Genomic DNA, 24,787 nt, shown 5'->3' on the forward strand with positions numbered 1-24,787 from the left:
CTTGCCCTGCACCTTTCGGTATTGTCAATGACGATCCGTATTCGGCAGCAAACACTGGCGCACGAGTGCGGGCTATCTGCCCGAAGCATCAGACGTGCAGTCAGTGGCCTTGTTGCCGCTGGACTGTTTAGATCGAAGGTAACGGGCCGAGCGTCCATCCTGATCCCGCTCGATACAGTAGAGGGTGGAAAGAATAGTGGAATAGTGGAGCGGACACCTGTGTCCCATCTGATAGGACACCAGCGTCCTACCAGACGTAAGCAAAGGACAATGCCGTGGGACATCGACACGACACTGAGCACCCCAGCGGAAGAGAGATGCAAGCGGGCAGAAAAGCAAGAGAAGCGTACTGCCCCACTGGCTGCCCGCTGCTAGGGCCAAACGGCTGCACCGTGGCGTGCGGCAATGAACAGATTGAGTGCCCGATGGTGGGCAAGGAGAAATCTTATGAAGACCATTGCAGACTATGCGAGGGAAGGACTGACAAACTCCATGAGTAGCACAGCAACCTCTATGCCAGTCAATGACGAGCGTCCCAGTCTTGAAAGGTTGGTTGAAGCACTGGAGATGAGGCTCGTTGGCCTGTCGAATACGGTGAAAAACTTGGAAGCCATAGCAGACAAATTTACCCCGTGTGATTCTTCGCAGGGCATCGAGTGCAACAGTGTCCCTGGTCTGTACGGGCGAATCGATGGAATGCAGTGCATGGTGAGTGCCATCGAAGAGCGCATCCGTGGCGTTATCGGACGTCTGTAACAGAGGGAAGTAGACGTGGCAGGCAAGGGACAACCAAAGACGGGCGGACGCAAGAAAGGCGTACCTAACAAGGTAAACGCCGATCTCAAGGGCATGATTTTAACGGCCCTGTCTGACGTTGGCGGGAAAGACTACCTCGTTGAGCAGGCCAAAGAGAACCCCACCGCGTTCATGTCGCTGGTCGGGAAAGTTTTGCCCAAAGAGGTGCATGTCGACCTGAACGCGCGCATCGCGGCCATGTCGCCTGAAGAGAAGATGGCCGAAGCCCTGCGCATGGCCAGAGAACTTGGAGCTGAATTTTAGTGAGCGCTCTGCCCGCCACCCCTGATACCCTGCTGGCCCTGCTGGAGTCTATCCGGCTGGACAGGCAGCCCTGTCTTATCGACAGGATGTATCAGACGGCGGAAGAGCGGGCCGGGTACGCCAAGCATATGGCTTTTATGGCGGCTGGAACGAAGTATCGCCAGCGCCTGTTTATGGCTGGCAACCGCGTGGGCAAGACGGAGGGCGCGGGCGGCTATGAGCTGGCCCTGCACCTGACCGGCCGTTATCCAGACTGGTGGCAGGGCCGCCGGTTTGACACGGCAATAACTGCTTGGGCGTCGGGCGATACCCGCGAAACCACACGCGATATTCTGCAAAAAAAGGTGATCGGAGAGAAGGGAAAGCTGCTGGAAGCCCTGGCGCTGGTTCACCCCTCGCTGATTAAACACACCGCTGCCGGATTTATTACAGACAGTTTTTCGAGCGTCAAAGTGCGCCACGCATCAGGTGGCCTGTCGACGCTGCATTTTAAGAGCTACGACCAGGGGCGCGAGGCATTCCAAGGCACGGAAGTCGACGTGATCCTCCTCGACGAAGAGCCGCCGCTTGACGTGTATATCGAGTGCCTGACGCGAACCATGACCAACGAGGGCATGATTATGCTCACGTTCACCCCGCTCAAGGGCATGTCCGAAACGGTGCTGAGTTTCTTCCCCGACAACGACATTGAGGAAGGCGAGAGCAACGGGCGTTTTGTGGTCATGGCCGGGTGGGACGATGCTCCACACCTGACCGAGCAGGCAAAGCAGGAAATGCTTGCCACCTATCCGCCCTTCATGCGCCTCGCCCGTAGCCGTGGACTCCCGCAGATGGGCGCAGGTGTGATCTACCCGGTTGAGCAATCCCGCTATGTGATCGAGCCGTTTACATTAACCGATGATTGGAAACGCGCCTACGGACTAGATGTAGGCTGGAACTGCACGGCTGCCGTGTTCGGTGCGTACAGCGAGAGGGAAGACCGCTGGGTGATCTGGTCAGAGCACTACGCCAAACAGGCAACCCCGCTCGAAAACTCGCACGGCATCAAATCTCGTGGCTCATGGATTCCCGGCGTTATTGATCCGGCCAGCGCTGGTGCGAACCAGAAGGACGGCACAACTCTGCTGGGAGAATATCAGTCGCTTGGCCTTGACCTGACCCCCGCCGACAACTCTGTTGAGGCCGGGATTATGCGGGTATGGACGCTGCTCTCCACAGGCAAACTACAGATTTTTTCAAACTGCACTAACCTGCTCCGTGAGTTGCGCGGCTACGTACGAGACGAAAAGGGCCGGATCGTCAAGAAGGACGACCACTGCTGCGACGCCATGCGCTACCTGTGCATGAGCGGGCTTGACGTAGCGAAGCATCCGCAAGAGGCGCAGGCTGCACGATGGCCAGTGCAGCGAAGCAGGGTCGTATAAATTTCCAGCGGCTAGGCTGATCCCCGAAAACCCCACCCCGAGGGGCTGCCGCTGGGGAAAATAACAAGGAATGGGCGCAATGCCACAGAAAATAAGCATCAGCGATGAAATTATAAAGCAGATCGTCAAGCCTGACCTTGACCGCGCAAAGGCGTGGCAGGACGAGTTGCGACCGCAGCGCGAGCAGTACGCGATGCTCTACGCCATGAGCAAAGACGCTGACGGTATTGCCCATCTGAACCGTGATGGCTGGTCACAGGTTGTCGCGCCGCTGGTCTATGAGTCTGTAGAGGGAATGAAAGTCGGGCTTGACCAGCTTTTCACCTCGCCGGACTTTTTCGACATCAAGGTTGGCGAAGACGCTGACGCCGGGGAGCGTATCCGTAAGCTGGTGCGCTGGAACATATTTGAGGCGCAGTACGGTGCGCGGCAGATTCGCTACTGGCTGGATTGCTGCCTCAAGAACCACTACGGCATCGTAAAAACGTTTTGGGACGAAGAATACCGCGAAGACACACAGGAGTTTGACGCGCTCAGTCAGGAACAGGCCGAGCAGGTGCTTGCAGCCGGGTGGGAGCTGACGAAGTACAAGGAAGTGGTGGCAGAGCGGCCAGTGGTTGATCCCATTACCGGGCTCCCGGTGGTGGACGAGTCCGGGCAGCCTGTGTCCGAACCGTACCTGGCGGGCCTTGAAAGCGTGAAAGCGGTCAAAATGACACCTACGTTCATTGGCCCGCGTATTCTCGCCGTTGACCCTGAGACTTTTTACTACTCACCCGACAGTGACGACCTCGACAAGTGCCGGGTTGTGGCTCACCGGGTCAGTAAGCGTCTGGAAGACATTCGCAGGGGTGAAGACGCAGGGGTATACCGCAAGGGCAGCTATGCCCGTGTGCAAGAAAATCTGGCAGGCAGCGATAATTCTGACTCCTTTGGGGACTCGTCGTATCGCTATGACGTTGCCAATCTGCCCACACCAGAATCTGACGACCCCGGCGATGCTATCAGGGTCGCACAGCCAGGCCGCGCCGTTGAAGTGTGGGAGGTCTATACCTCTCTTGATATCGACAATGACGGCCTGCTCGAACCTGTGGTTATCCACATGGCAGCCGGTGATGTGATTCTGTCGGTGCAGGAAAACACATACAAGCGCCCGCCGTTCCGTGTTGCCAGAGCTATTGAAAGTCCGTGGAAATTCGAGGGGGTGCCATACCCAGAAACACTGAAACAGTCTCAGATCGAACTAACACAGCAGACTCGCCTGTGGAACGATGCATGCGCCGACTCTGTGCAAGGCGGATTGATCACCGATGATGCTGTGCTGGCCACAAGCTGGGCTAATCGCATGATCGGTGACGTGATGATGGCCAGTGCAGGCACGCTGAATCAGAAAAAGTTTGAAATCACCCGCAGCGCACAGCCTGACCCGTCGATACTCAAGGCCATTGAGATGCTCGAAGGTCGCTCAGAACGAGTATCTGGCGTTACGCGATACAATCAGGGGATTGACGCCAACAGCCTGAATAAAACGGCAACTGGCATAGCTACAATAGCAACCCTCGCCCAACAGCGCCAAAAATACATGGCAAACGTGATTGCCGAGTGCTGGAAAGACGTTCTGGAAGATGTGGTGGAGTGTTTCAAGCTTTTTGGTCCGCCGTATATCCAGTATTTCGTCTCCAAAGGGAACGAGATCAATCCGCAGGATTACGCCAACGATTTCACCGTTACCATCGAGCTAGGCATTGGCCCGCAGGAAAAGGCACAGCAGGCAGCAGTATTGCGTGAAATGGTGGCGCTGGCGCAGGGCGGCGGCATCCAGGCTGGACTAATGAGCGTTGGACATGTCGCGAAAATGATTGACCGCATCGGGCAATTGTCTGGCATTCAGTTGGAAAGCTACCACTATTCCGAAGAAGAAATTCAGCAGATGCAGCAACAAAAAGCCGCCCAGGCCCAAGAGCAACAGAGAATGATGCAGGAAATGGCGGCCAGTGAACAGCAAATAAAAGCAGTGGAGGCCATCAATGGCGCGCAAAACGAAAGAGATGAAGCAGGCGTTGCCCTCTAAGCCTGAGGCGCAGAGCAACGATACCCTGATCGAAACCGGGCATGAAGCCAATGAATTCGAGCACGGTGAGGACGGCGGCTACTGGATGGGCGTGCTTGACCGCATGATTAATGCCCGCATGTGGGAAAAGCTCAACCTGTACACAGGTCAGGAGACGCGGCTGGCGCAGCTGTGCACAGAGATTGACCTTTTGAACGAGATCAGGGGCATGCCCACGCGCGATATTAATATGGGCAAGGCCGCCCAGGAACGCGAAGCTAGCAGGGATAAATAGCCATGAGAAACCTGACCGCACCGAAACAGTACACGGACGATAAGAACCGGACGACATTTGACGTCGGGTCGCAGTGCCTTGTGCTGTACACGGCGGCGGGCGACCCGGTGAATATCCGCGTGGCAACTGATGGATGGCTGTACGTCAATGATATTCCGTTTGGAGTTGCTGGCATGCCCCCTGCGCCGCATGCCGCGACACATGCGACTGACGGCAGCGACCCCATTACCCCGGCAGCAATCGGCGCTGCGGAGGCGTTGAGTACGGCAGATGCCATTGATGCTGCGAATGCCAACGCTGACAGCCGGGTACTACAGACGAATTATGACGCAGACATGGCAAGCATTCTGGCCCGTCTCGATGCGCTGGAAGCATATTCCGTGCTGTCTGCCAACATTGCAACCATCTCTGGCACCGAATTGCCAGAGGGCGGCGCTGGGTATCTTGAGTACACGCCGCGCGAGTCCGAATAACAACCTTTCGGGGAGGAACCATGAGTCAGATTGTTGAGCAACATGAGGCTACGCCCACAGAGCAGGCACAGCCGGATATTTACGCGGACGGCTTCACCGAGGACATGCTCTCGGCGATGCTGGATGCGGACAAAGCGGAAGGCGACGAACCCGACGGCGAAGCCCTCAATGCTGATGCGCCAGAGGGTGAGCAGCAGCCTGCCGAACAGCCGCAGGAAGAGGCCGCACCGGAGGAAGCCCCGACGGAAGAGCCGCAGGCCGATGAACAGCCGGACACCTATGAAATTCCACTGTTCGGGCAGCCCGCGAAGCTGACGGCTGATCAGCTTATCCAGGCCGCAGAAACCGGCATCCAGTTCATGCAGAACCGTCCGCAGGTGGAAAAGGCCATGCAGCTTTTTCAGGCCGTTCAGAGCGATCAGCAGTTGCAGGGACTCTTGCAGGCGTACAGCGAGGGCAAGCCCCTTCCGCAGATTGCGGGACATAATACCGCCGGGCAGGCACAGATGCCTCAGCCTGGGACGCCTGAAGAAGCGATGTCTCTACTCCAACAGCAGGTGCTTGCGCAAGCGCTACCTTCCCTGCTCCCTCAGATCATGAAGGCGGTTGAAGAAAAGTACAAACCCTTCGTCGACGACGTGAACAACTTCGCTACCGAGGCCCGCCGGGAAAAGGCTTTTGCCAAGTACCAGTCTGACCCTGACTACAGCGACGTCAGCAGTCTCATGACACAGAACCTTCAAGCCAAGGTTGCCGAAGGCGCGATCACCATGCAGCAGGCGGCGGAAATTGACGCCAAGTTGCGGGCAGACCCCGAGCTGTTCGGCCAGTGGTTTGGCAAATTTAAGACGGCATTGCAGAAGTCGAAGCAGCCTCCCGCCGATACTCCCGCGCAGGCCGTCAAAACTGTTCCCCATGCGCCACGGCTTGAGGGCTCGGCAACCGCTGTCGCAGCCAAGGAGGAGCGCGCACGACAGGCAATGGCAAAGGCCTTGAGCGGTGACGCCGAAGCCTTTAACGACCTTTTTGAAAACCAATAACCCAAAGGAAGGCAGTTTATGTCTACTTCCCTCGCTTCGGTCGTCACCAATACCTACACCACAGGCTATAGCAACTCGCTCAAGCCCTCGGTAGACGACAATATCGGGCTTTTCAGCCCCACTGACACCCCGTTCATGGCGAACATGAGCAAGGAAAAAGCCATTCAGCGTTATGAGGAATGGCTGGAAGATGAACTGGCTGTTGCCGCAGAAAACGCGCATGTTGAAGGCTTTGACGTCACGACCACCGAAGGCGTCGCTCCGGCCAGGGCTGGCAACTACTGCCAGATTTTCGAGAAGGACTTCTCAGTCAGTGCCACCGTTGAAAAGGTTGCCAAGTACGGGCGCACCTCTGAGCTTGGTCGCCTGCGCATGCTTAAGACCAAAGAGCTGGCCCGGGATATGGAATGGAACCTCCTGAACGGCGTGCAAAATGCTGGCTCTGGCAGCACCCCCCGCAAGCTCAAGGGTGCTTTCGCGTGGGTTGACACCGTGAATGGCGCTACGGACGGTCGCTACCACGATTTTTCGGCCACGCCTGCGGACACCAACCACATCACTGAAAACATCCTCCTGGGTGTGCTTCAGGGTATCTGGGATCAGGGCGTCGAGGCTGACACCGTTCTGTGTCCCATGACGCAGAAACGTAAGATCAGCAAGTTCACCGATGCGGGCCGACTGACAATCAACCAGAATGCAGATGCCAAAAAGGTCACCATGTCCGTTCGCGTCATCGAGACCGACATGGGAACCGTGGCTGTACTGGCTGAACGGTTCATTGAGCCGACCGACGTTTCCGGCACGAAGTACGACAAGCTTCTTGTCTACAAGAAGGACATTTTCAAGCGCCTGACCCTGCGCCCGGTGAAGGAAGAAACCCTGGCCAAGACCGGCGACAGCGAAAAGCGCATGCTGGTGGCTGAAATGACGCTCAAATGCAGCACGCAGAAGGGCCTTGGTTCCATCGTGAACCTGTCCCGCGTCATGCCCGCCGCGTAACGATTCAATACGGTGTAGGCGGCATCGGGGGCCGCCGAACCTGGGGGAGAACATGAGCAGAATCACAGGGCCTGATGCCGCTATCGTGATGGACGTTGCAACGTACGCCCAGCAGGTCAAGGCAGCGTCACGAAACGGCATGAGCAAGGGGGGAACCCACCGCGTTGTGGGTGAAATACCAGCTGCGGTTTATTTTGACCTCATGCGCTCCTATGAAGAGCGTGGCGAAGTGCTGACGGGCAAGGATATTCAAAAGTACCTGCGCGAACACCCCGAATACCGCACGGTGCAGTACTTGGACAGCGGGAACCAGCGCAACGCACAAATACGGGTGAACTGACATGAGCGTAGCCAATGACGTCATATATGCCATTCGCGGCGGCCTGGGCGACCAGATGCAAAACAGGTGGAGCGACACGTTTATTCTGAGTGAACTGAACCGCGCCGCCGAGCGTATGTTGGCAATTTTCAAGCGAAATATGCTTGATTACGGCATGGGCCGGGCTACGGTATTGCTGCCTGCCGATGTGGGCACTTTCGCCCTGCCTGATGATTTTCGCGGCGTTGTTGGCCTGTACCATGACGGGAAGCTTGTGCAGCTAAAGGGCATTGAAGAGCTTGAAACCATAACGGCCACCTCTCCGCTGGCCGTGTGGGCCGTTGAAGGTAGCCAAGGCGTTGTAAAGCGCCCGCCATCGAGCGAGGCCGTGTTGACCTTGCGCTACTGGCAAGCCCCTGCTCCCCTTACCACCGCTGCATCAAAGATGCCGTGGAACGGTGTTTTTGACGCCCCTCTCTCTGACTATGTGCGCCTGAGATTGGCGAACTATGATGAAATGACGGTGACACAGGACGTGCAATTTTTGCAAGACCTGGAAAACAACATGCTTGTGCTGGCTATCTCGCGCAATCCGCCAGTGATACAGCCGCGAGGGTGGTTATAGCCATGCCTGTGCGCTCTCGTAAACAGCAGACGGTGAAGGCCGTGCAGTGCGTGCCGGATCGCGGCCTTGATCTGTCCACTTCCCCGGCTGCGTTGCATGATAACGCCCTCACGCGGGCCTATAATATGTGGTACGAGCCGAACATAAATGGCCTGGTTACGCGCTACGGCCTGGCCGTGACAGCAGCGCCTGTCCTGCCGGCTGGCATATCGAAGCTGCACTATCATGTAATGGCTGACGGAACGGCGCACTTACTCGCAACGACCTGCACAAATACCAGCGCAGACGCGCTTTATCGGCTAGATGAAAGCGGACCTACGCCAACCTGGGCCAAGGTTCTTGATCTTGAGACACACAACGGCAATGCACCGGGCCTGCTGTCGTTTGACGGCGTACTGCTCATTGCTGATGGCCGCAACGGTGGATTGGTTGCGTGGGACGGAACCACAATCAACGAGATTCAGGGCAGCCCAACGCGCCCCACGGTTGTGACGACCATTGCTGATCGCGTTGTTTGCAACAGTCTAGACAGCCCTGACGCAGTGTTTTTCAGTGAGCCGGAACAGTACGATAAGTGGAGCGTGACTGAGGGCGGTGCGGCGGTGATCGTCCCGGCAGGATTTGGTGAGGGCATGATCATTAACGCCATGGCGGCGCTGTATGGCTATCTGGTGGTGTCAAAAGTGCATCACGACACCACAGGCGCAGTGACGCAAAAGCGCCTGCACATGATTTCCACCACCGGCACACCCGCAGAATGGCAAGGCATACAGCTTTCGCAGACGTCGGCAGCCGTAGCGCTGGACTGTATGGCAGGCGTGGCTGACAAAGTATTTTTTCTCGATTCTGACGGCGCTCAATCCCTCTCACCATCATCTGCAGGTGCGTATGGTGACATCGCCGTTGATCCCAAGATGGGGCCGAAGATTCGCCCAATGATTGCCGCCTCTGCCCGCAAAGCGACGCACGGGAATGTGCAGTGGGTCAGGAATCTCGGCCAGCTTTGGTGGATAAGTCGCAGTGGAGCCGCTGCCACGGTAGTTCTGTATCACCCTATGCAGGGTGGTGGCGCCTGGACTGAAATGCACTTTCCGATTGCCATGCGCAGCCTGTGTGAAGTGGGCGAACGTGTGTACATCGGTGGCGATGATGGGCGTCTCTATATGCTCTCAGCCACAGGCACAGACTGGACGGCAGACGGCGGAAAGCCGATTTACGCCACGCTGCGCACAAAGAAGTACGAGCAGATGGGCGGCGATGTGATCTTGAAGGGTGTCAAGCTCGGATTGGGGCGCATTCTGCCAACCAATGTACGCATTGAGGCGGTGGACGAAGGCGGCGGGCGCTACCTGGTAGCAGAGATGGACACCGCAGAAACGGGCAGTAGCTCGCAGAAAATTTACGACGCGCACGACAAAATAGCCAACGCCAACTGGAAAATATCAGGCGGCAGTGAGCCGATTGCGCAGTATTTCGACGTAAAAACAAATGTCCGCCGCTCTGCCCTGTCGCTTCAAGTGCGGACAGTCGGTGGTCGCGTTGTTATCGGCAATATAAACGGCCTACTGGCCCTGGTGGGGTAATATATGCGCGTAATCAACGTAACACCTGACAAACTTGAACAGGCATGGCCGCATGCCTCAAAATGGATTGAGAAGGCCAATTTGCGCGGCAACTCAAACTATCCACTGTCTGACATGGGCCTGTCTATTGCGCAGGGGAAAAAGATTCTGCTGCGCTGCGTTGACGGCAATAGTTTTGTTTGGCTGGTGCTTGGCTGTGTCGAAAATAGCGCAAACCGCACGGCTATCGTGTACGCAATCGGCGGCAAGGGCCTTATGTCCATGATCGACGATGTTGTAGCCCTGTGTGAAGCCTACGCGGTGTCGAACGGATGCGAATATATCACCTGCTCTGGCCGCTCCGGCTGGGTGCGGGCGCTGGCAAAATATGGGTGGAATGAGCTTGGCCGCACATGCGGCAGGAGGTTGTAATATGGGCGGCGGCGGTGGAAAAGATGGCGGCGGCGGTACGGAGGTAATCAATACCACTCCGGAGTGGCTGATGGACCTGGGCGAATGGAGTGCGGGCAAGTTCAAGAATGCTCTCGGCAGGCAGGAGAACTACTCCCCCTACCCTGACATGACCAACCCCTACGGCGAGTACAAAAGCCTGTTCGGCGGCGGCACGGGAGAGGATTACCTGAAGAGCTTCAGTGCGGCCCCCAAGGCTGCATACGATCAGGCATTGACTGACACAAAGAATCTGTTCGGGGCCAGGGGCACTTATGGAAGCGTTGGCAATGGTCTTATGTCTGGTGCGATGTCCAGCGCGGCAGGGAATTACGCAACATCAATGGCCGACGCGCAGCAAAAGGCACAGGCAGCGCAGGCGCTTGACTACAACCTGTCTTCACTGGCGCAGAATTGGGACAACCAGAATGCTCTGGGCAAATTGAACTACGGCAACACCATGCAGCAGCAGATTATTAGCAACCTGCTCGGCGGCATGGGCATTTCCATACCGTCGATCATGCAGGGTCAGACCGTTGTGCAGGATGAAGGCGGCGGCGGCAAGGGTGGGCTGGGTTCTGCTCTTGGCGGTGCGGCGCAAATGGGCGGCATGATGCTTGCGGCGTCATCGCGCGACTTCAAGGAAAACAAACGTCCCGCAGAATCCGTGCTTGAAAAGGTGCAAAGCCTGCCTGTGGAGCGCTGGAAATACAAGGAAGGTATTGCTGACGAGGCTGAACACATCGGACCGTATGCCGAAGATTTTTCGGCACGATTCGGCGGCAGTGATAAGAAAATCAGTCTGATGGACATGGCAGGCGTGCTGTTCAAGGCCGTGCAGGAGCTTGCGGCCCGCGTTGAAGAACTCGAAAATGAAAGGAGGGCCGCGTAATGGCTGGTGTGCAGGTTATCAGGAAAAACAAGCGGAATATGCTTGGAGACACCCTCGGCGCTCTCGGTCAGGGCATGGCGGGCTTTGGCGCAGGCTACATGGGCGGGCAGCAGATGAACATGATGAAGGAAAACAACGACCGATGGGCCAAATTGCTTGAACGCATGTGGGGAGCGGATGGTGGTGGCATACAGGCCGGTGGCAACCTCCCAGCATTCAACACTACTGCCAATGTCATAGGCTTCGGCTCCTCTTTGCCTGGCATGAAAACAGGGGCAGCCAACCTGCCAACGGAAGATGAAATGGCCGCTATGAACGGTCTTTTCCCCGGCTGGAGGTAGCCAATGGCAAACGTCATCCATATCCGTAGGCAGCCCACCGGGCTTGAGCAGGCCGGACAGTCTATGCAGGAGCTGGCGAACAACTTCATCCAGCACACTCTTGCCATGACGCAGCAGCAGAATGCGCAAAATATGCAGATGATGGGCCTCGGAATGCAGGAACGGCGGCTGGCTGACGCCAACGCACGCGACGACAGACGGTGGAAAGAAAACACCGCCATGCAGGAGCGCAGGTTTGCGCAAGAGGACAAGTGGAAGGAGGCTCAACTGGCGTTGCAAAAGCAGCGGCTTGGCATGGCTTACGCCAAAGATGCTGATGAAAGAGCCGCCCGCAAAAGGCTGAACGATCTACTCAATGGCATGTCTTCTCCTGCATCTGGCGGCGCTGGTGGCAGTATACCCGGCTTGGATGCGGCAGCCAGTAGGGCGGCAGATGAAGTGCTTTCCCCTGGCTGGTCTCCAATGTCATCAGAAGGAATGGGTGGTCAATCAGGCAACATGCTATCCCTGCCCGATGCTGTGAGTGTTCGTGCCGATGCTTCTGCACTTGATCTTAACCGCCGAACCGATCAGGAACTTTTGGAGCAGGCCGGGCTGTGGCCCCCGAAGCCACAGCCTACAACCGGGGAATTGATGGAACGCGCCGGACTGTGGCCGCTTAAATCGAGCCATGCCCCGACCCCCGGTAGCCAAGGTGACAAAAACGCCACAATGGGGCTTGTGCTCAATGCCATGAAGCAGAGCCTTGGAGTCCCTCTTAACCAGCAAACTGAAACTGACCGCGTCTTGTCCGGTCTCGCGCCGATGTTTGGAGTGCAGCCTGACGCAACGCCGTTACAGGCAGAGTCTACACCAACTACTGGCGAGAGTGCGCCTTCCCCTTCTGCCGGGCCGGAAATGCCGCAAATGCCCGAGCCTGCAAGTCTTGACGTCAATGGTGTAAAAATAACAGTAGACAATTTCCCTCCACAGCTTTTGGGGTCACAGCAAGGCCAAGCCATTTTTAACTGGCTTAAGTCCCGCGATGAAGCCAACATCAAGCGCTACAATATGGACATGGGAGCCTTTGAGGCTGCACAAAAAACTGGCAAATCTACCCATATGCCTATCGACACTGCGGCAAAAAAAGATGCTTTCGATCTGAGAAGCCAATGGGACGAGGCGATGCGAGTAGAGAAACAACTGGATGCCTTTGCGGCTAGCGGTGGTGCAGGCGGGACAGGACTTTTGCTTGGCATGCTTCCGCAAACTATCCAGAACCGCATAGACCCCGGCGGCACAAACCTCCGTTCTGCAATCTCTCAGATGTCCAGTGTGATTATGAACGCACTTTCTGGCGCAGCAGTATCAGATCAAGAGCGCGTGAGACTTGAAGGATTCCTTCCCACGGCATCAGACGACCTGCCAACTATTCGCAAAAAACTTGAAGGATATAAAGATTATATTGCAACAAAGAGCGCAAGCTGGCGGTCTGTGTACGGAGATATTAAGCCGCTAGCAGATATTCAGACGGGCAGCGGGATTCAACCAGCCGGTGCGCCTGCCCAATCGCAATCTCTGGCTGGCGCTTCAAGTAAACGCTTCACCTTCAACCCCAAAACCGGGAGGCTAGAATGATTGAAGTAAGCCTCCCTGATGGAAGTATTGCCCAGTTCCCCGATGGTACGCCACGCGATGTTATGGAGGGTGCTATTTCTTCGCACCTGTCGCCATCGTGGTCTGACGTTCCAGGCAATGCCATGCGCAATATTGTTCCGTCTGCAAAGCGCTTTGCCGGGGATATGGTCGATGCTTTCAGCAGCCCTATCGAAACGGCAAAGGCCATGGGTAATGTTGCCATTGGTGCGGCCCAAAAGTTGATACCCGGCGAACAGGACAGCGAAAAATATGCTGATGCCGTGGGCCAGTATTTTTCTGACAGATACGGCAGCATGGACGGATTCAAGCGGGCGCTTTCGTATGACCCGGTAGGCGTGCTGGCTGATATGTCCACAGTGTTCACCGGGGGCGCAGGCGCGGCAAAGGGCATAGCCAAGGGTGCGCAACTCGCAGGGAAGTCTGGATTGGCTGAAGGGCTTGGTAGGGCCGCAGAATTGGCAGGAACAGCGGCAAGCATGACTGACCCCATATCCCTTGCTGGAAAAGGCGTTGGGGCTGTTGGGCGTGGTGTAAGCGCAATCACGCCGGATGCGCTAAAGGTTACGCCTGAAAAACTGTATGGGTCTGCCTTGAAGCCCTCAACCACGCTTTCACCAGAAGAACGAGCCGCAATCATTGAAACGGGGTTGCAAGAACGAATCCTGCCCAATGCCGCAGGAAACGACCAAATAAACGTGCTCAAGCAGCAGCTCGGCTCCGATGTTGGCAGCTTGATAAGTGATCGGGCGCAGCTTGAAGCATCTGGCGCGGTTCCTCGCACCATAGATCCAGAATCCATCGTGCGCGGAGCCATGGACTATACTGATAGCAAACTCGGATATAGCCCGAATAGCGCAAGCCTGCTTGGACGTGCTGACACCGCATACGCAAACTTTCTGGATAACTGGGGCGCAGGGAATCTGGATACGGCTACGGCGCAGCAGATCAAACGGCGGGCGCAGCTTGAATCACAAAAGGCCTTTGGTGAGCCAATGACCACACCTGCGCAGGAGGCAAACAAGGGCATTGCCCACCAATTGCGCGTGGCAATCGAACAGAACGTTCCAGAGGTCGGGCCTATTAACGAGCGGTTGGCGCGGCTTAATGCACTTGCTGACCCGGTTGAAAAGGCTGCTGCCAGAAGTGGTAACTGGGACGTTATGGGGCTTTCTGCTGGGCTTGGTGGGGGTGGTGGGCTTGGGTGGGCATTGGGTGGGCCAACTGGCGCGGCACTGGGTGCTGCTGCTGGCGCAATAGGTCGGCAGCCAGGCACAAAGGCCCGCGCAGCCTTCGCCCTTGACTCCGCACGCAACGCCATGAACAGCCCAACGGCACAGCTCATGGAGCAAGTGTTTTCAGAGATACACCCGCCCGCCACGGCTGGGGCGTATGCTGGGGAACGCGCCAAGGAGTCCTACGCCGACATGCTGCGCAGGCACGGCGTTAAGATCACCTTGGGCAAATAGCCCACAGGTCTTTGACAATTGCATAGGGATGGAAAGGAAAAGAAAAGGCCGGGGTGAAAATCCCCGGCCCGGTGGGCAACATGTTAAGTGGCACTAATGTCCGTAGCTGGTAAAATCCCTGTCCAAACCCAAGACGTAAAATATCTCTTTGTCGGAGAAACCAAGCATAGCCTTCATGCCAGCAAAACGGAAAGCGATAATTTGCTTTTCAGAGAATTTGTCCGGCATCCACGGCAGGGGTTCGTTTATTTTTTCAAAGCCGCCGCCATGCCTGTCACCTTGGAATATTTGGCTCCAAGTCTGTTGAGAAAGCCGATGTATGCGGTCAGCAAAGGCCGCCTTCTCATCTTTGGTGCAGCGTGACAAGCAGTGCTGTCCTCCAAGATATTTCAATGAAAACTTGGGGCGTTTGTCCATTATGGATTGAGTGTTGGATACGTTAGACGGACTTATCTTGCCAGACTTCTTTGTGTAGCGAGTTTTTTTGATCTTCATCGCTAGTCGTCAATCTGTGTTTTAAAAAACTTTTCCATTGCTTGATGCGTAATGATGCCATTAGGATAAGCCTTTTCCCACGTCGGTTCACTGTGTGTCAGGGCGCGTAGCTTCCAAGCCGAGAATTGCCCGTACACCTCATACACATCATCCAAAAGGGCAAGTTGCTCTTCTGTAAAAGGCAAAACGGCTTCTGCCTCAACTGTGCCGGGGATAGGGCTTGATCCATACACCCTGTATTCCTTGTAGAGCGCAGGAACTACGGGGCCATGATCCCACGCCTCAATTGGCTCATCAAACAGAGGGGTCTTATACACCGCGAGGTGGAATCCCTGAGCATAGTAAACAAGCTTTTGAAGCTTCAAATGTGTAATATTATCGCCAATTTCTTCACGAGTTTTCGAGAGAAAATAGTTGGCTACGTCTTTCGCTGTAGGCATATCCCACCTCACATGTTTCAGGGCTTATGCAAGCCTCAGTGGCATTACCCGTACAGTGAAAATAAGGCATCTATGGACTAAAAGCAATTTTAAAACGTCCCCCTGCTACCCTTCGGTTTTCAAAAATCATGGGGTCACTATGTATCCAAAACGAAGACCGAGACTATACATCAACAAAAAAGCCGCCCTCGAAGGAGCGGCGTAGGAACTATTATGGTTGCTTGTTTACACGCCAACCATCATAGCCAGGCATATGCTACCATTCAGGGCAGCCCGTGCCGCCGCCCGATATTCTTCGTTGATGCGGTCGAGGCGTTCGCGTGGTTCGTGCAGCGTGTCGGCAACAGGGTCGGAAAAGCAGCCGCTTTTATTCAGAGCTTTCATGGCCGGGCCGTTGATGTCGTGCATAAGCCTGTCCATGTCTTTCAAAAGATGGCGGTTGAGCCTGTACACCTCGGAAATGGCATTGACATACTTCGCCTTGAGAACAAGAGCCTCCATCGTGCGCGGGCCGATCTTGTCCATGTCCAGCCCGTCGAACATGCGCTTGATGGGCGACCCCATTTGCAATTCTTCGAGCGGCGTCAGGCTCATGCGCTGGAAGATGTGAACGGGCTTGGCCTCGGGTAAGGCTTTGGGCTGCCCGTCAATCTTCCCCTGCACAAAGGCCAGCGCGTCACCAATCCACTCCACAGGCAGATCATCAATCCTCGCAAGCTGGAAGTGCGCCTTAACCTGCGGCCACAAGGCTTGATGCGGAGTGCCGCTGACCTGCGCCCATGCGGCAACTAATGAGCGCAGGGGCTTCCTGTCGTCGGCTGTGGAGGGCGTGAGGGCGGTAGGTTGCGGCTTCACCACGCGGAAGAAAGTTTCTTCCAGCATCTCGAACACGTCCCATGCCTGATCTGTGTTCAGCATCTTGGCATGGCGGGCTGCTCCACGCTCAAGCCAAAGAGTGAGATTGCGAGTCCGAGCCGGAACGACTGCATCAAAAGTTTTTACGCAGTCACGAAATTGCCTTAAATCGCCGTTGGTTAAAACGAAAAAGTGTTTGCCTTCAACAAACCGCTCACGGTTATTATTGAAGTTAACTCGGATGTTAGCAACCGGGCAGCCGTAAGCCTTCGCCAGCATTTCTGTGGTGACGACTGGCAAGCCCTTGTAGGTGATGGGAGGAAGGGAAGAAGGTGACGCGGTAGGGATAAGTTGAGCCTGGGACATGATAAAGCCTCGCAGATTTTTTCATTGGCTCTTGCAGGATAGCAAAAGCCGGGAGCTGAAAACCGCTGCGAGGCGGCAAGCATATTCCCCTTTCGGGTATTTTATTAGCCTACTCCCGGCCACTAATGGCGCATTATACCCTAAATTGGGCATAAAAAAAGCCTTGACTTTCGGGATAGGCATCCGCTCGCAGAGGAGTTTTCAAGCTCCGTAGAAAGAGAACGCCACAAAACTATAAATTTGTCAAATGCAAATATCATTGTCCCAAATATGCCTGTTGTTAGATATATATTCTTCTACGCTTTTTGCGCCTCTCCCTCTGGTTTCATATTCTTTCTGCATCTTGTACGCCATTACAAGGCCCTGGTGTTTTTTTTGAGTATCTCTGCATATTATATACGGGTATTTTAAGACATAGAAGGCTATTACACCAAAAAATAGCGCCTTGCATGTCCCGCTAATGCCAATCAAGAATTTATCCGTGACTGTAATTATTTTATATTCACTTCCCCAAAAGGGTGACATCCAATCAAACAGAAAAAAACATAAAATTATAAAAATGGCCCATGTTATTGCGATTCCGTATGAAAAAGCTATCGCCTTTATAGCATCGTAGAAAAAAATACCTTTATTCATAAAAAAAAGAACAATTATAGACATAATACTGATTCCAATACCGCCAGCCAAGAGCAGATTTAAATCACTTTTTTCGTTCAACATGAAGAAATATATTGATGATATTAATGCTGCATAAAAAAACACAACAAGTCCGGTTGTTTTCATCCTTCTTGTGGATGAGAGGTATGAAAGGTCAAACATTTCATATTTTTTCTTAAAATCATGGACGTTTTGCTCATTTTTGTCTGCCATTGTCTCTCTCCGTAAATATATGCTGTGCTGTTAAAATAGCGCCACACTATTAGCACCAACCACCACCAACGCGACCAACAGCTTTTTCACTCTCCCCTCACTTTTTCATTCTGCGCCACGTCCACGGCGGAACAGGGTTATCATCTTGCCACATCCCACGGCGTGCGGCCTTGGCGTCCTCTTGATAAACGCGCCACTGGTCGCACACCGCAGATTTGCAATACCGCCCGTCCACCCAGGCCAATCCTGCGGACACTAATGCGGCCTGTAGTACGATCAGCTTGTCCGGCACCACAATGCCGGCCACCTCCCGCCCGTAGCTTTGGCGCTGCCCGGTTGGCACAACTTCGATCTGATGCCCCTCGACAATGGAGCGCGTGAGGTCACGGGCCTGATCGCCAAAGGGCTGCCCTATCTCAGGACAATCGACGCCAAAGACGCGGATTTTAACCTTTTCACCAGTGCTCGACTTTACGACGTGCAGAGAGTCACCGTCGTGAACAGAAATAATCTGTGCTGGCCACGCAAAAACCTGCGCTGGCAGCAATAAAATAAAAAATAGAATAACAATTCTCATTTAAATATTCCTTTCCAAACCTATATATTTATTGGCTCACCAGAGCAAGCCGCATCGGGAACTTGAGCCATCAAGGCGGCGAAAAACATGGCATACCGTGCATCGGGGAACGGCAGCACGGAGTATAGGAGATGCCTTACAATCCTGAGACTGAGGAGTTTTACCAAGCCCCATCAACCATCGTCGATTCAACTCCGGACGGCGACACGGTGCAAGAGGGCTTTGACGACAGGCTGACCCCAGCGATGGAAGGGGTGTACACTGACCTAAACCTTTTAAAGGAGAACGGCATGATAGGCGTAGGCATACCCGCCACCACCACTTCGCGCGGCATTGGCCGGGTTTCCACGCTGGCTGACATGGAGCCGGACGCTATTATTGAGAATGGCCCGGCGTTTCTGGACGTCAAGGGCGGCGTGATCACCACCACCCCCACGGCGCACGCTGTGCCGCAGGCTGATGCGGGTGGGAAGCTGGATGGGTGGGTGTCGTTAGCGGGCAAGGCCGATATCAGCTTGGGCAATGTCACCGGGAATGCTGTTGGCATCTATGCTTACTTTAGAGATGAAAAAGCGGCCGGGACTGATGGAGGGTCTACGTCTACAGCAACATGGCAAACACGCGATTTAAACACCACAGTAAAAAACTACATCGCAGGGGCTTCTTTATCCGGTAATGCTGTTACTCTGCCTGCTGGTAAATACTATATCAGGGCGTCTGTCCCTGTATATATTGGCGTGTATAGCCGGGCTGCATTGTATGACCGTACACACTCAAAATACTTGATGTACAGTCCGTCATGTTTTTCCAGTAACGCTGGATATGGTTTTTGTTTGCAGCCCATAGAGGGGGAAATAACTCTGAGCACAACATCAACTCTAGAACTTCGGATGTGGGTGTCGGCTGGAAATGCGTCTGGTATGGGAATCAATACGTCACCAAGCACCGTGGCAGAAATTTATTCGGAGCTTCGTATATGGAAAATGTAATTGATATCCGCATCGCCCTCGACCAAATGGGGACAGGTTGGAAATTTGGCGGGAGTGTTACAGATAACACTGAATCCGCTTGGAACGCTGTTGTATGGGAAGATGAACGCACCAAACCATCTTGGGGGGATATATGCGTCGCCTATGCTGCGTTTGAAACGAAAGCTAATTTCGACGCCCTCCGCTCAGTGCGCGACAACCGCATTCAGTCTGTGGGATGGATGCGTGAACGACACGCAGATGAACTGGAACTTGGCAAGGAAACATCACTCACACCGGAGCAATACACCGCGCTACTGACCTACATTCAAGCCTTGCGCGATCTCCCTGCGCAACCCGGCGCACCGTGGGACGGTGGCGGCGAACTGACGCCGTGGCCGGAACTGCCGAGCGTGGAGTAAGACGATAAATTGATAGCCGCTCAGGAATGGGCGGCTTTTTCGTGTGGTGAGGGAAGAGATGCCCGGACGGGCGGAGGTGGGTGGAGGTCGGGGGACAAAACGGGGTGTAAAACTGTGTTGCACCAATTGTTTTGGTGCGCACAATACATAACTAGTTGAAATAAAAGAAAGTACCGAAGGACTGAAAATCCCCGTGTCGGCAGTTCAATTCTGTCCCTCGGCACCATAGAAATCAAGCCCTTACGATAACTCGTAAGGGCTTTTCTCTTTGCTTCTTCCCGCCTCTCCCGCCAGTCTTGCAGGGCGCCTCGGAAGCCTGCGTGTTTGCCGTTTCTTTATATACGGCGCGCTGCCTTTCTCGCACGTCTCCCTGCGGTATGGCCGCCTGACGCCCTGTATATCCGCCTGCATATCCGGCCTTGGATCCTCAGGGATATTTTTTCCGCTGCTGCAAAAAAATTTCCTGATCAGTATGGCAAAGCCAGTTAAGCCCTCAGATATTTACGTTCATAATGCCAATCTATATTACGGGCAGGCCCCGTCAGGGGTCCATATGGGGCAGCCGGATAACATTCCATATTTTCAAAGTGTTGAGCAAAATAAAAATTGTGTTGCCCGTATCCGGCAGTCATAAAAAAAGAGCTGTCCCACGCAAATCAGGGCAAAACCATATAATTTTTCGTGCGGTTTCAGTCCCATATGCAGGATAGCAGAATATTGAAGGCAATATGATACACATTTTGTTTTATTAACTATATAATGATCGTATATATGATGTATCAGATCTTATTTTAGATAAAAAACGACATAAAGCATCACAATTTACATGATACTACATCCATTGAAATTGATAAAATAGACATTATCAAAAACTTGATTGGTCAAACCCAGATCGTGAATCACAGCCCCCACAGATTCACCCATGTACTTCCGCAGATGCACTCTTAATAGAGGCAGAGGGGAATTTACCCCAGAGAAGTAAGCATACGCCTACGTTCTCTCCTTCCTATGCCTTTCGGTACGCGCAAAACGTTGCCGCTATATCAACGTATCCAGTACATCATGGAGGCTCCATGCCCGCTATTACCCTTTCGCGCCCTGTTCAGGGGCAGGTCGTCACAGTTTCTGCGGCAGTGCGGGGCAAAGCTATGATGCGGCTGCTGAAGAAAACCGAGTCCAGCTTGGCGGCGATCTCAAGGACGAATGGTACGCCTCTGACGCCAGAACCGTGAACGGTGAGAACGTCCCCCTTGGTGGCACGCGCTACAATCAGGTGGACATTGACCGGTCCGATGCGGGCGGCGCAGGCAACATAGGCGTATGGAATTCAGATATTGACATCACGGCTTCCGCAACGGGAGCAGTCAATATCACAGCCCGGCACAATACCGGGAATGCCTACGGACTTGCCACATATGAAAACAGTGGACAGGCCTCCTCTTCTGTCCTCGGCGGAAAAGAATGCTCCATACACATTAGCGCTCAAACCACCGGCACTTCGGGTACCGCCTAATGAAATCAATCTGGGCGGCGGCAGCAATATCCTCACCATCAACGGGCTGGTGCAGCCCGGCAGCCTGAATGTCCTTGCTACTGGCGGAACCTACACCTTGATACTGCAAGCCGCTGACACACAAGGCTTTATCGCGCAGTATGGTGGATGGCTCGATGCCATCCGCGCCAGCGTCCTTTTTTCCGGTGGCCTGGAGGCCATCAATTTTGAAGGGCTGGACGGCTCGGATCTGGCTGATTTCCTGGATGTGTTTAATGACGTTCTCTGGTACCTGAAGGATAAGCTCGTCGATATTCAGCCGCCGGATCTTGTCCACCAGTTGCACGATCCCGCCGCGCCCACTATCGCGCCTTTGGCCGCAACGCTTGCGGAAACCGATGCGGGGCATCACACGCAGGATACGCAGCATGCCGCCGGGCATGATGCCGCGCAGGACTCGGCGCAGGATGCAACGTTGGCTACCCACGATGGCCCGACGCTCCTGACGGACGATGGCCTGAATACCGCTTTCAATGCACCGACGGACAATGCCGGAACGCATACGGATGTGCCTGGGCCTGACGCCACAGCCTTGGCGCACTTCAGTGAAGACGCCGAAGAACAGGTTCAGCCGCTTTTCGCCTTTCTGGACGGCCATACCACAGATACGTCCGCAAGCATGCCCCTTGAAGGGGGAGATGACGCCCTGCATAACGGCTATCTTGGCAATGAAGGAGAAAACAGCGGGAATTCTGCCGGGCTTCATGCCCCCATCACCCTGACATACGGCGATGAAAGTCTCGACAGCCTGTTCACAGCCGCCGGCGAACAAAACACAGAACTGGCCGGAACAGGCCTTGAAAGTGATGCATTGCATGACATGGGCCTGACGGACATGAGTACGGCTCTTGACCAGAATCCCCTCGCCGGGCCTGAGGCAGCCAGTGGCCCTGCCGCCGCAGCCGGTGGTCTTGCTGCCGCTGCCAGCGAAGTCAGCGATATTCCCAGCGTTATGGATTCCTGCCAGGAAGCCACGGATAGCGCCGCAAGAGAAATGACAACCTGCTAGGCAAGTAACTGCAAAGGCTGTTCACTCTTTTCCTGATCCATCACGCCGCCGCGGCAACAGGTCAGGCAATAAAAAGAGTGAACAGCCATAAAAACACCGGTAAAAAGCGTACGGCCGGGCAATTGTCATCTGCCTGTACACTTTGCCTGAACAGCCAGCCGCCTGAAGCCCGGTTTTCGCATTCCGGATTTCAGGCGGCTGGAACATCAAAAACGCATCCGGCAGGCTTGCCGGAAAGCATCCCTTACCTTACGCAAGCCTGCTTAACGACGAAAGCGCTCTGCCAGTGCTATACCTGAAACACGTTTTTTGGTCTTCATGTCAAAGGCCCTGCAGCAACCGGGCGAAACCTCGTCAATCAGCATGGGCGCGCCCTTTGCATCAAGTGCCCACTCGATCTTGATATCCCAGAGATCCAGATCCCGCGCCGCAAACATGGCTTGTATGGCCTGCATGGCTTTTGCGTTGCTGTCCAGAAGGGCAGTCATGGTCCGGGCATCCACAACCCCCAGGGCCACGAGGGCGGAAGGGACAACAAGCGGGTCGCCGGCGGCATCATCCTTGAGGGTTATCTCAAACACGGGATCGGCAAAACGCATTCCGTCATACACGCCCGGCACCATGCCGTACCGGCGCAAAAAACTCCCGGTGCAAACCCAGCGGGCAATCCACTCGATACCGGGATTGAACATGGTTCCTCTGCGCACATCCATCGACAGTGAAGGCAGATCGTATGCGATCATGTGCGTGGAGACGCCGTTTTTTTCAGCCAGCTCTTCAAATATGGCCGAAGCCATGAGCAGACAGGCCTCTCCCTGACCAGGCTCGGTGTTTTCCGCCACCGTATTTCCGCCGGGATCGATTTCTCCCGCAGCATTTTTTGTCACCCGGTCTGAAAAAATCAAACGCAAACCGTCTTCGCCGTTGTCATACACGTCTTTGGTTTTGCCACGGTACACCAGGTTCATGCTCTACTCTCCATTTTTATGGCGTGGTTTCTTTATGTAAACTTCGCAGGCGCAAAGGCGGCGCTCCCCCCACCGGAAATCCCGGTGGGCCGGTTTGCGCGGCAGCCCCAGGCCTTGCCAAAAATTTGCAGGCATGCACACCCTGACGCGACTTCCTGCCGTCCACGCGAAAGTGATGCTGCCCAATTACAAATTTTTCCGCAAGTTCTTCTTGAAGCAAGGGGCATCCCGGCGCAGACCCCGAACCATACCCGAACCGGCATTGTGCCCGCCTGCGCACATGCCTGCTGCAGTCGCAAGACTGGGGCATTTCACACTTGAAATGCCCCACAGTGATCTGTCTCCAACTCCTTGTGGCCAAATGATTGTAGGGCGGCTTTGCCGACCGTTACGCAATCATTTGAAGCGTCAATTGCTCTAATGAAAGAACGCGCACCGGCAGTCCCGGTACGCGTTCTTTGAAAACATTGCAGCCTTGAGAACGGGCAGTTGCCCGTTGATTCCGGCTTTTTTACCACACAGAGCACAACGACGGCCAACCTTACGCCAAGCGTCCGCCCGCGCAGCCCCGGATTACCCTGCGCATGATGCGCAAGCATCCCTGACAGAAACAGGATATTATTGCAGGGCCTGCCCTATGGACTGCTGGTAGCCGTTCATCCGCTGCCGCTCAAGACGGGAGCGCTGCAGATCCTGCCGCAGGGCATCCCGCGCTCTGGTGGCAAGCCCAGTCAGGTGTTCCTGCACACGGGCAAGCTCCACAAGGTGCCCGCGGTATTCTTCGGCGCGCCCGTCTTCAAGCATATACCAGGCCATGCTGGTGACCTCGTTGCGTTTTTCTGCAAGAATCACCGCTTTGTCGTACGCCCCGTCTTCAAGGGCGTTCATTTCCTGCCGGGCGAGATCAAGGGCCTGATCCAGCAAGCTGAGTCCCTGGGCCATAATAACTCCTTGCGCCCTACTGGGCGACACGCTGGATGATCTGCTGGCGCAGCTGTTCACTCACTTCACGCCATTCGGCGCAGATGGGCAAAAATTCGTATTCAAGCAGGTCGGAAAGCAGAATCCAGTCTTCGTTTTCCAGGCCATCGCTCATTTCTGAAATCAGGCTCGAAAGCTTTTCGGTCTTTTCAGCAAAAGCTTCGGAGTCGCCTTCGGCATAGCGTCCGCGCAGGTCGCCGAGCATATTCATGAAATCACGGGTAACGTCCAGCAGGTCCTGCAAAAGCTCAAGGGCGTCCGTATCCGATGCTTCACGAAACAGACGGGCAACCTGGCGGGCGCCGTGCTCCATCATCAGGGTGACCTTGCCCATTTCTCCGGCTATATCCACGGCCAGTTCGCCGTTGGGTACAGAGCGCACCTCAAGGCGCGAAATGGAGTCGCACGCGATGTCTTCTGCCTGATGCGGATAAATTTCCGAAAAGGCTTCGTCATTTACCAGAACGTCGGTAATCACGCGTCCTTCCATTTCCTCGTCCCGCATGATGCTGGTCAGCGCCTGCTCAAGGTTTTCAAAGGCGGATATGCTTTTGACGCTTTCATTACCATCAACGATTATCATAGTGTTCCTCCTGTCCCCACGGGGAAGAATTTGCCGTCATAGGGCTGCACCAGTTAAAGCAAACTGTA

The 24,787-nt window shown here is 54.8% G+C and carries 28 protein-coding genes and 1 tRNA gene; 20 read left to right on the plus strand and 9 right to left on the minus strand.

The window, feature by feature from the left end; all coding sequences use genetic code 11:
- Window positions 1-72: 72 nt before the first annotated feature.
- Entirely contained in the window at window positions 73-240 is a 168-nt protein-coding gene (locus tag ACZ495_RS10205) for a hypothetical protein (protein ID WP_464262202.1), read from the minus strand.
- A 207-nt stretch (window positions 241-447) separates the two neighbouring features.
- Here ACZ495_RS10205 and ACZ495_RS10210 point away from each other — a divergent pair, with 207 nt between their 5' ends.
- The 16 genes from ACZ495_RS10210 (at window position 448) to ACZ495_RS10285 (ending at window position 14,633) form a co-directional block, all read left to right on the plus strand.
- Window positions 448-756 (plus strand): hypothetical protein, encoded by a 309-nt coding sequence (locus tag ACZ495_RS10210; RefSeq protein ID WP_464262203.1) that lies wholly within the window; start codon window positions 448-450, stop codon window positions 754-756.
- A 15-nt stretch (window positions 757-771) separates the two neighbouring features.
- Window positions 772-1,059 carry a hypothetical protein gene (locus ACZ495_RS10215; RefSeq protein WP_464262204.1) on the plus strand — a complete coding sequence of 96 codons (288 nt, stop codon included), beginning with the start codon at window positions 772-774 and terminating at the stop codon, window positions 1,057-1,059.
- Window positions 1,059-2,483, plus strand: a complete 1,425-nt coding sequence (locus ACZ495_RS10220; protein ID WP_464262205.1) for a terminase large subunit domain-containing protein — start codon at window positions 1,059-1,061, stop codon at window positions 2,481-2,483. Before ACZ495_RS10215 ends, ACZ495_RS10220 begins: the two co-directional genes overlap by 1 nt.
- A gap of 79 nt (window positions 2,484-2,562) precedes the next feature.
- Window positions 2,563-4,554: a portal protein gene (locus ACZ495_RS10225; RefSeq protein WP_464262206.1), complete on the plus strand. Its 1,992-nt coding sequence runs from the start codon at window positions 2,563-2,565 to the stop codon at window positions 4,552-4,554.
- Window positions 4,511-4,828 carry a hypothetical protein gene (locus ACZ495_RS10230; RefSeq protein ID WP_464262207.1) on the plus strand — a complete coding sequence of 106 codons (318 nt, stop codon included), beginning with the start codon at window positions 4,511-4,513 and terminating at the stop codon, window positions 4,826-4,828. The genes ACZ495_RS10225 and ACZ495_RS10230 overlap by 44 nt, the downstream gene beginning before the upstream one ends.
- 2 nt (window positions 4,829-4,830) lie before the next feature.
- A complete protein-coding gene (locus tag ACZ495_RS10235; RefSeq protein ID WP_464262208.1) occupies window positions 4,831-5,301 on the plus strand; it encodes a hypothetical protein in 471 nt (156 codons plus the stop codon).
- Between the two features lie 20 nt (window positions 5,302-5,321).
- Window positions 5,322-6,341: a hypothetical protein gene (locus ACZ495_RS10240; RefSeq protein ID WP_464262209.1), complete on the plus strand. Its 1,020-nt coding sequence runs from the start codon at window positions 5,322-5,324 to the stop codon at window positions 6,339-6,341.
- An 18-nt stretch (window positions 6,342-6,359) separates the two neighbouring features.
- The gene (locus ACZ495_RS10245; RefSeq protein WP_464262210.1) at window positions 6,360-7,340 is read left to right on the plus strand and encodes an SU10 major capsid protein; all 981 of its coding nucleotides are present in this window, start codon (window positions 6,360-6,362) and stop codon (window positions 7,338-7,340) included.
- A gap of 52 nt (window positions 7,341-7,392) precedes the next feature.
- Entirely contained in the window at window positions 7,393-7,680 is a 288-nt protein-coding gene (locus tag ACZ495_RS10250) for a hypothetical protein (RefSeq protein WP_464262211.1), read from the plus strand.
- 1 nt (window position 7,681) lies between these two features.
- The gene (locus tag ACZ495_RS10255; protein ID WP_464262212.1) at window positions 7,682-8,284 is read left to right on the plus strand and encodes a phage adaptor protein; all 603 of its coding nucleotides are present in this window, start codon (window positions 7,682-7,684) and stop codon (window positions 8,282-8,284) included.
- A gap of 2 nt (window positions 8,285-8,286) precedes the next feature.
- Complete coding sequence (locus ACZ495_RS10260) at window positions 8,287-9,867, plus strand: hypothetical protein (protein WP_464262213.1); 1,581 nt, start codon at window positions 8,287-8,289, stop codon at window positions 9,865-9,867.
- 3 nt (window positions 9,868-9,870) lie between these two features.
- On the plus strand, window positions 9,871-10,278 hold the full coding sequence (locus tag ACZ495_RS10265; RefSeq protein ID WP_464262214.1) for a hypothetical protein: 408 nt from the start codon (window positions 9,871-9,873) through the stop codon (window positions 10,276-10,278).
- Between the two features lies 1 nt (window position 10,279).
- The gene (locus ACZ495_RS10270) at window positions 10,280-11,188 is read left to right on the plus strand and encodes a tail fiber domain-containing protein (protein WP_464262215.1); all 909 of its coding nucleotides are present in this window, start codon (window positions 10,280-10,282) and stop codon (window positions 11,186-11,188) included.
- Window positions 11,188-11,529 carry a hypothetical protein gene (locus ACZ495_RS10275; protein WP_464262216.1) on the plus strand — a complete coding sequence of 114 codons (342 nt, stop codon included), beginning with the start codon at window positions 11,188-11,190 and terminating at the stop codon, window positions 11,527-11,529. The genes ACZ495_RS10270 and ACZ495_RS10275 overlap by 1 nt, the downstream gene beginning before the upstream one ends.
- 3 nt (window positions 11,530-11,532) lie before the next feature.
- Window positions 11,533-13,146 (plus strand): hypothetical protein, encoded by a 1,614-nt coding sequence (locus tag ACZ495_RS10280; protein WP_464262217.1) that lies wholly within the window; start codon window positions 11,533-11,535, stop codon window positions 13,144-13,146.
- Window positions 13,143-14,633, plus strand: coding sequence for a hypothetical protein (locus ACZ495_RS10285; protein ID WP_464262218.1), 1,491 nt, complete (start codon window positions 13,143-13,145; stop codon window positions 14,631-14,633). Before ACZ495_RS10280 ends, ACZ495_RS10285 begins: the two co-directional genes overlap by 4 nt.
- 93 nt (window positions 14,634-14,726) lie before the next feature.
- On the opposite strand, the gene ACZ495_RS10290 is transcribed toward ACZ495_RS10285, so the two are convergent.
- The 5 genes from ACZ495_RS10290 to ACZ495_RS10310 all read right to left on the minus strand — a co-directional run bounded on the left by ACZ495_RS10290 (window position 14,727) and on the right by ACZ495_RS10310 (window position 18,236).
- A complete protein-coding gene (locus ACZ495_RS10290) occupies window positions 14,727-15,128 on the minus strand; it encodes a hypothetical protein (protein ID WP_464262219.1) in 402 nt (133 codons plus the stop codon).
- A 2-nt stretch (window positions 15,129-15,130) separates the two neighbouring features.
- A complete protein-coding gene (locus ACZ495_RS10295; protein ID WP_464262220.1) occupies window positions 15,131-15,568 on the minus strand; it encodes a Panacea domain-containing protein in 438 nt (145 codons plus the stop codon).
- Between the two features lie 225 nt (window positions 15,569-15,793).
- A complete protein-coding gene (locus ACZ495_RS10300; RefSeq protein ID WP_464262221.1) occupies window positions 15,794-16,789 on the minus strand; it encodes an ORF6N domain-containing protein in 996 nt (331 codons plus the stop codon).
- Between the two features lie 243 nt (window positions 16,790-17,032).
- On the minus strand, window positions 17,033-17,659 hold the full coding sequence (locus tag ACZ495_RS10305) for a hypothetical protein (protein ID WP_464262222.1): 627 nt from the start codon (window positions 17,657-17,659) through the stop codon (window positions 17,033-17,035).
- A gap of 97 nt (window positions 17,660-17,756) precedes the next feature.
- The gene (locus ACZ495_RS10310; protein ID WP_464262223.1) at window positions 17,757-18,236 is read right to left on the minus strand and encodes a thermonuclease family protein; all 480 of its coding nucleotides are present in this window, start codon (window positions 18,234-18,236) and stop codon (window positions 17,757-17,759) included.
- Window positions 18,237-18,367: 131 nt separating this feature from the next.
- On the opposite strand from ACZ495_RS10310, the gene ACZ495_RS10315 reads away from it, so the two are divergent.
- The 4 genes from ACZ495_RS10315 (at window position 18,368) to ACZ495_RS10330 (ending at window position 22,187) form a co-directional block, all read left to right on the plus strand.
- A complete protein-coding gene (locus ACZ495_RS10315; protein WP_464262224.1) occupies window positions 18,368-19,225 on the plus strand; it encodes a hypothetical protein in 858 nt (285 codons plus the stop codon).
- Window positions 19,213-19,626, plus strand: a complete 414-nt coding sequence (locus tag ACZ495_RS10320) for a phage tail assembly chaperone (RefSeq protein ID WP_464262225.1) — start codon at window positions 19,213-19,215, stop codon at window positions 19,624-19,626. Before ACZ495_RS10315 ends, ACZ495_RS10320 begins: the two co-directional genes overlap by 13 nt.
- Before the next feature lie 70 nt (window positions 19,627-19,696).
- Window positions 19,697-19,852: transfer RNA gene (locus ACZ495_RS10325), tRNA-Leu, on the plus strand.
- Between the two features lie 1,189 nt (window positions 19,853-21,041).
- Window positions 21,042-22,187: a hypothetical protein gene (locus ACZ495_RS10330; RefSeq protein ID WP_464262226.1), complete on the plus strand. Its 1,146-nt coding sequence runs from the start codon at window positions 21,042-21,044 to the stop codon at window positions 22,185-22,187.
- Window positions 22,188-22,450: 263 nt separating this feature from the next.
- On the opposite strand, the gene ACZ495_RS10335 is transcribed toward ACZ495_RS10330, so the two are convergent.
- The 3 genes from ACZ495_RS10335 to ACZ495_RS10345 form a co-directional block, all read right to left on the minus strand.
- On the minus strand, window positions 22,451-23,155 hold the full coding sequence (locus tag ACZ495_RS10335) for a phosphoribosylaminoimidazolesuccinocarboxamide synthase (protein WP_012623960.1): 705 nt from the start codon (window positions 23,153-23,155) through the stop codon (window positions 22,451-22,453).
- A 618-nt stretch (window positions 23,156-23,773) separates the two neighbouring features.
- Window positions 23,774-24,097, minus strand: a complete 324-nt coding sequence (locus ACZ495_RS10340) for a hypothetical protein (protein ID WP_012623959.1) — start codon at window positions 24,095-24,097, stop codon at window positions 23,774-23,776.
- 16 nt (window positions 24,098-24,113) lie between these two features.
- Complete coding sequence (locus ACZ495_RS10345; protein WP_012623958.1) at window positions 24,114-24,719, minus strand: hypothetical protein; 606 nt, start codon at window positions 24,717-24,719, stop codon at window positions 24,114-24,116.
- Between the last annotated feature and the right edge of the window lie 68 nt (window positions 24,720-24,787).

The organism is Desulfovibrio sp. GTC20076 (genome assembly GCF_055385905.1).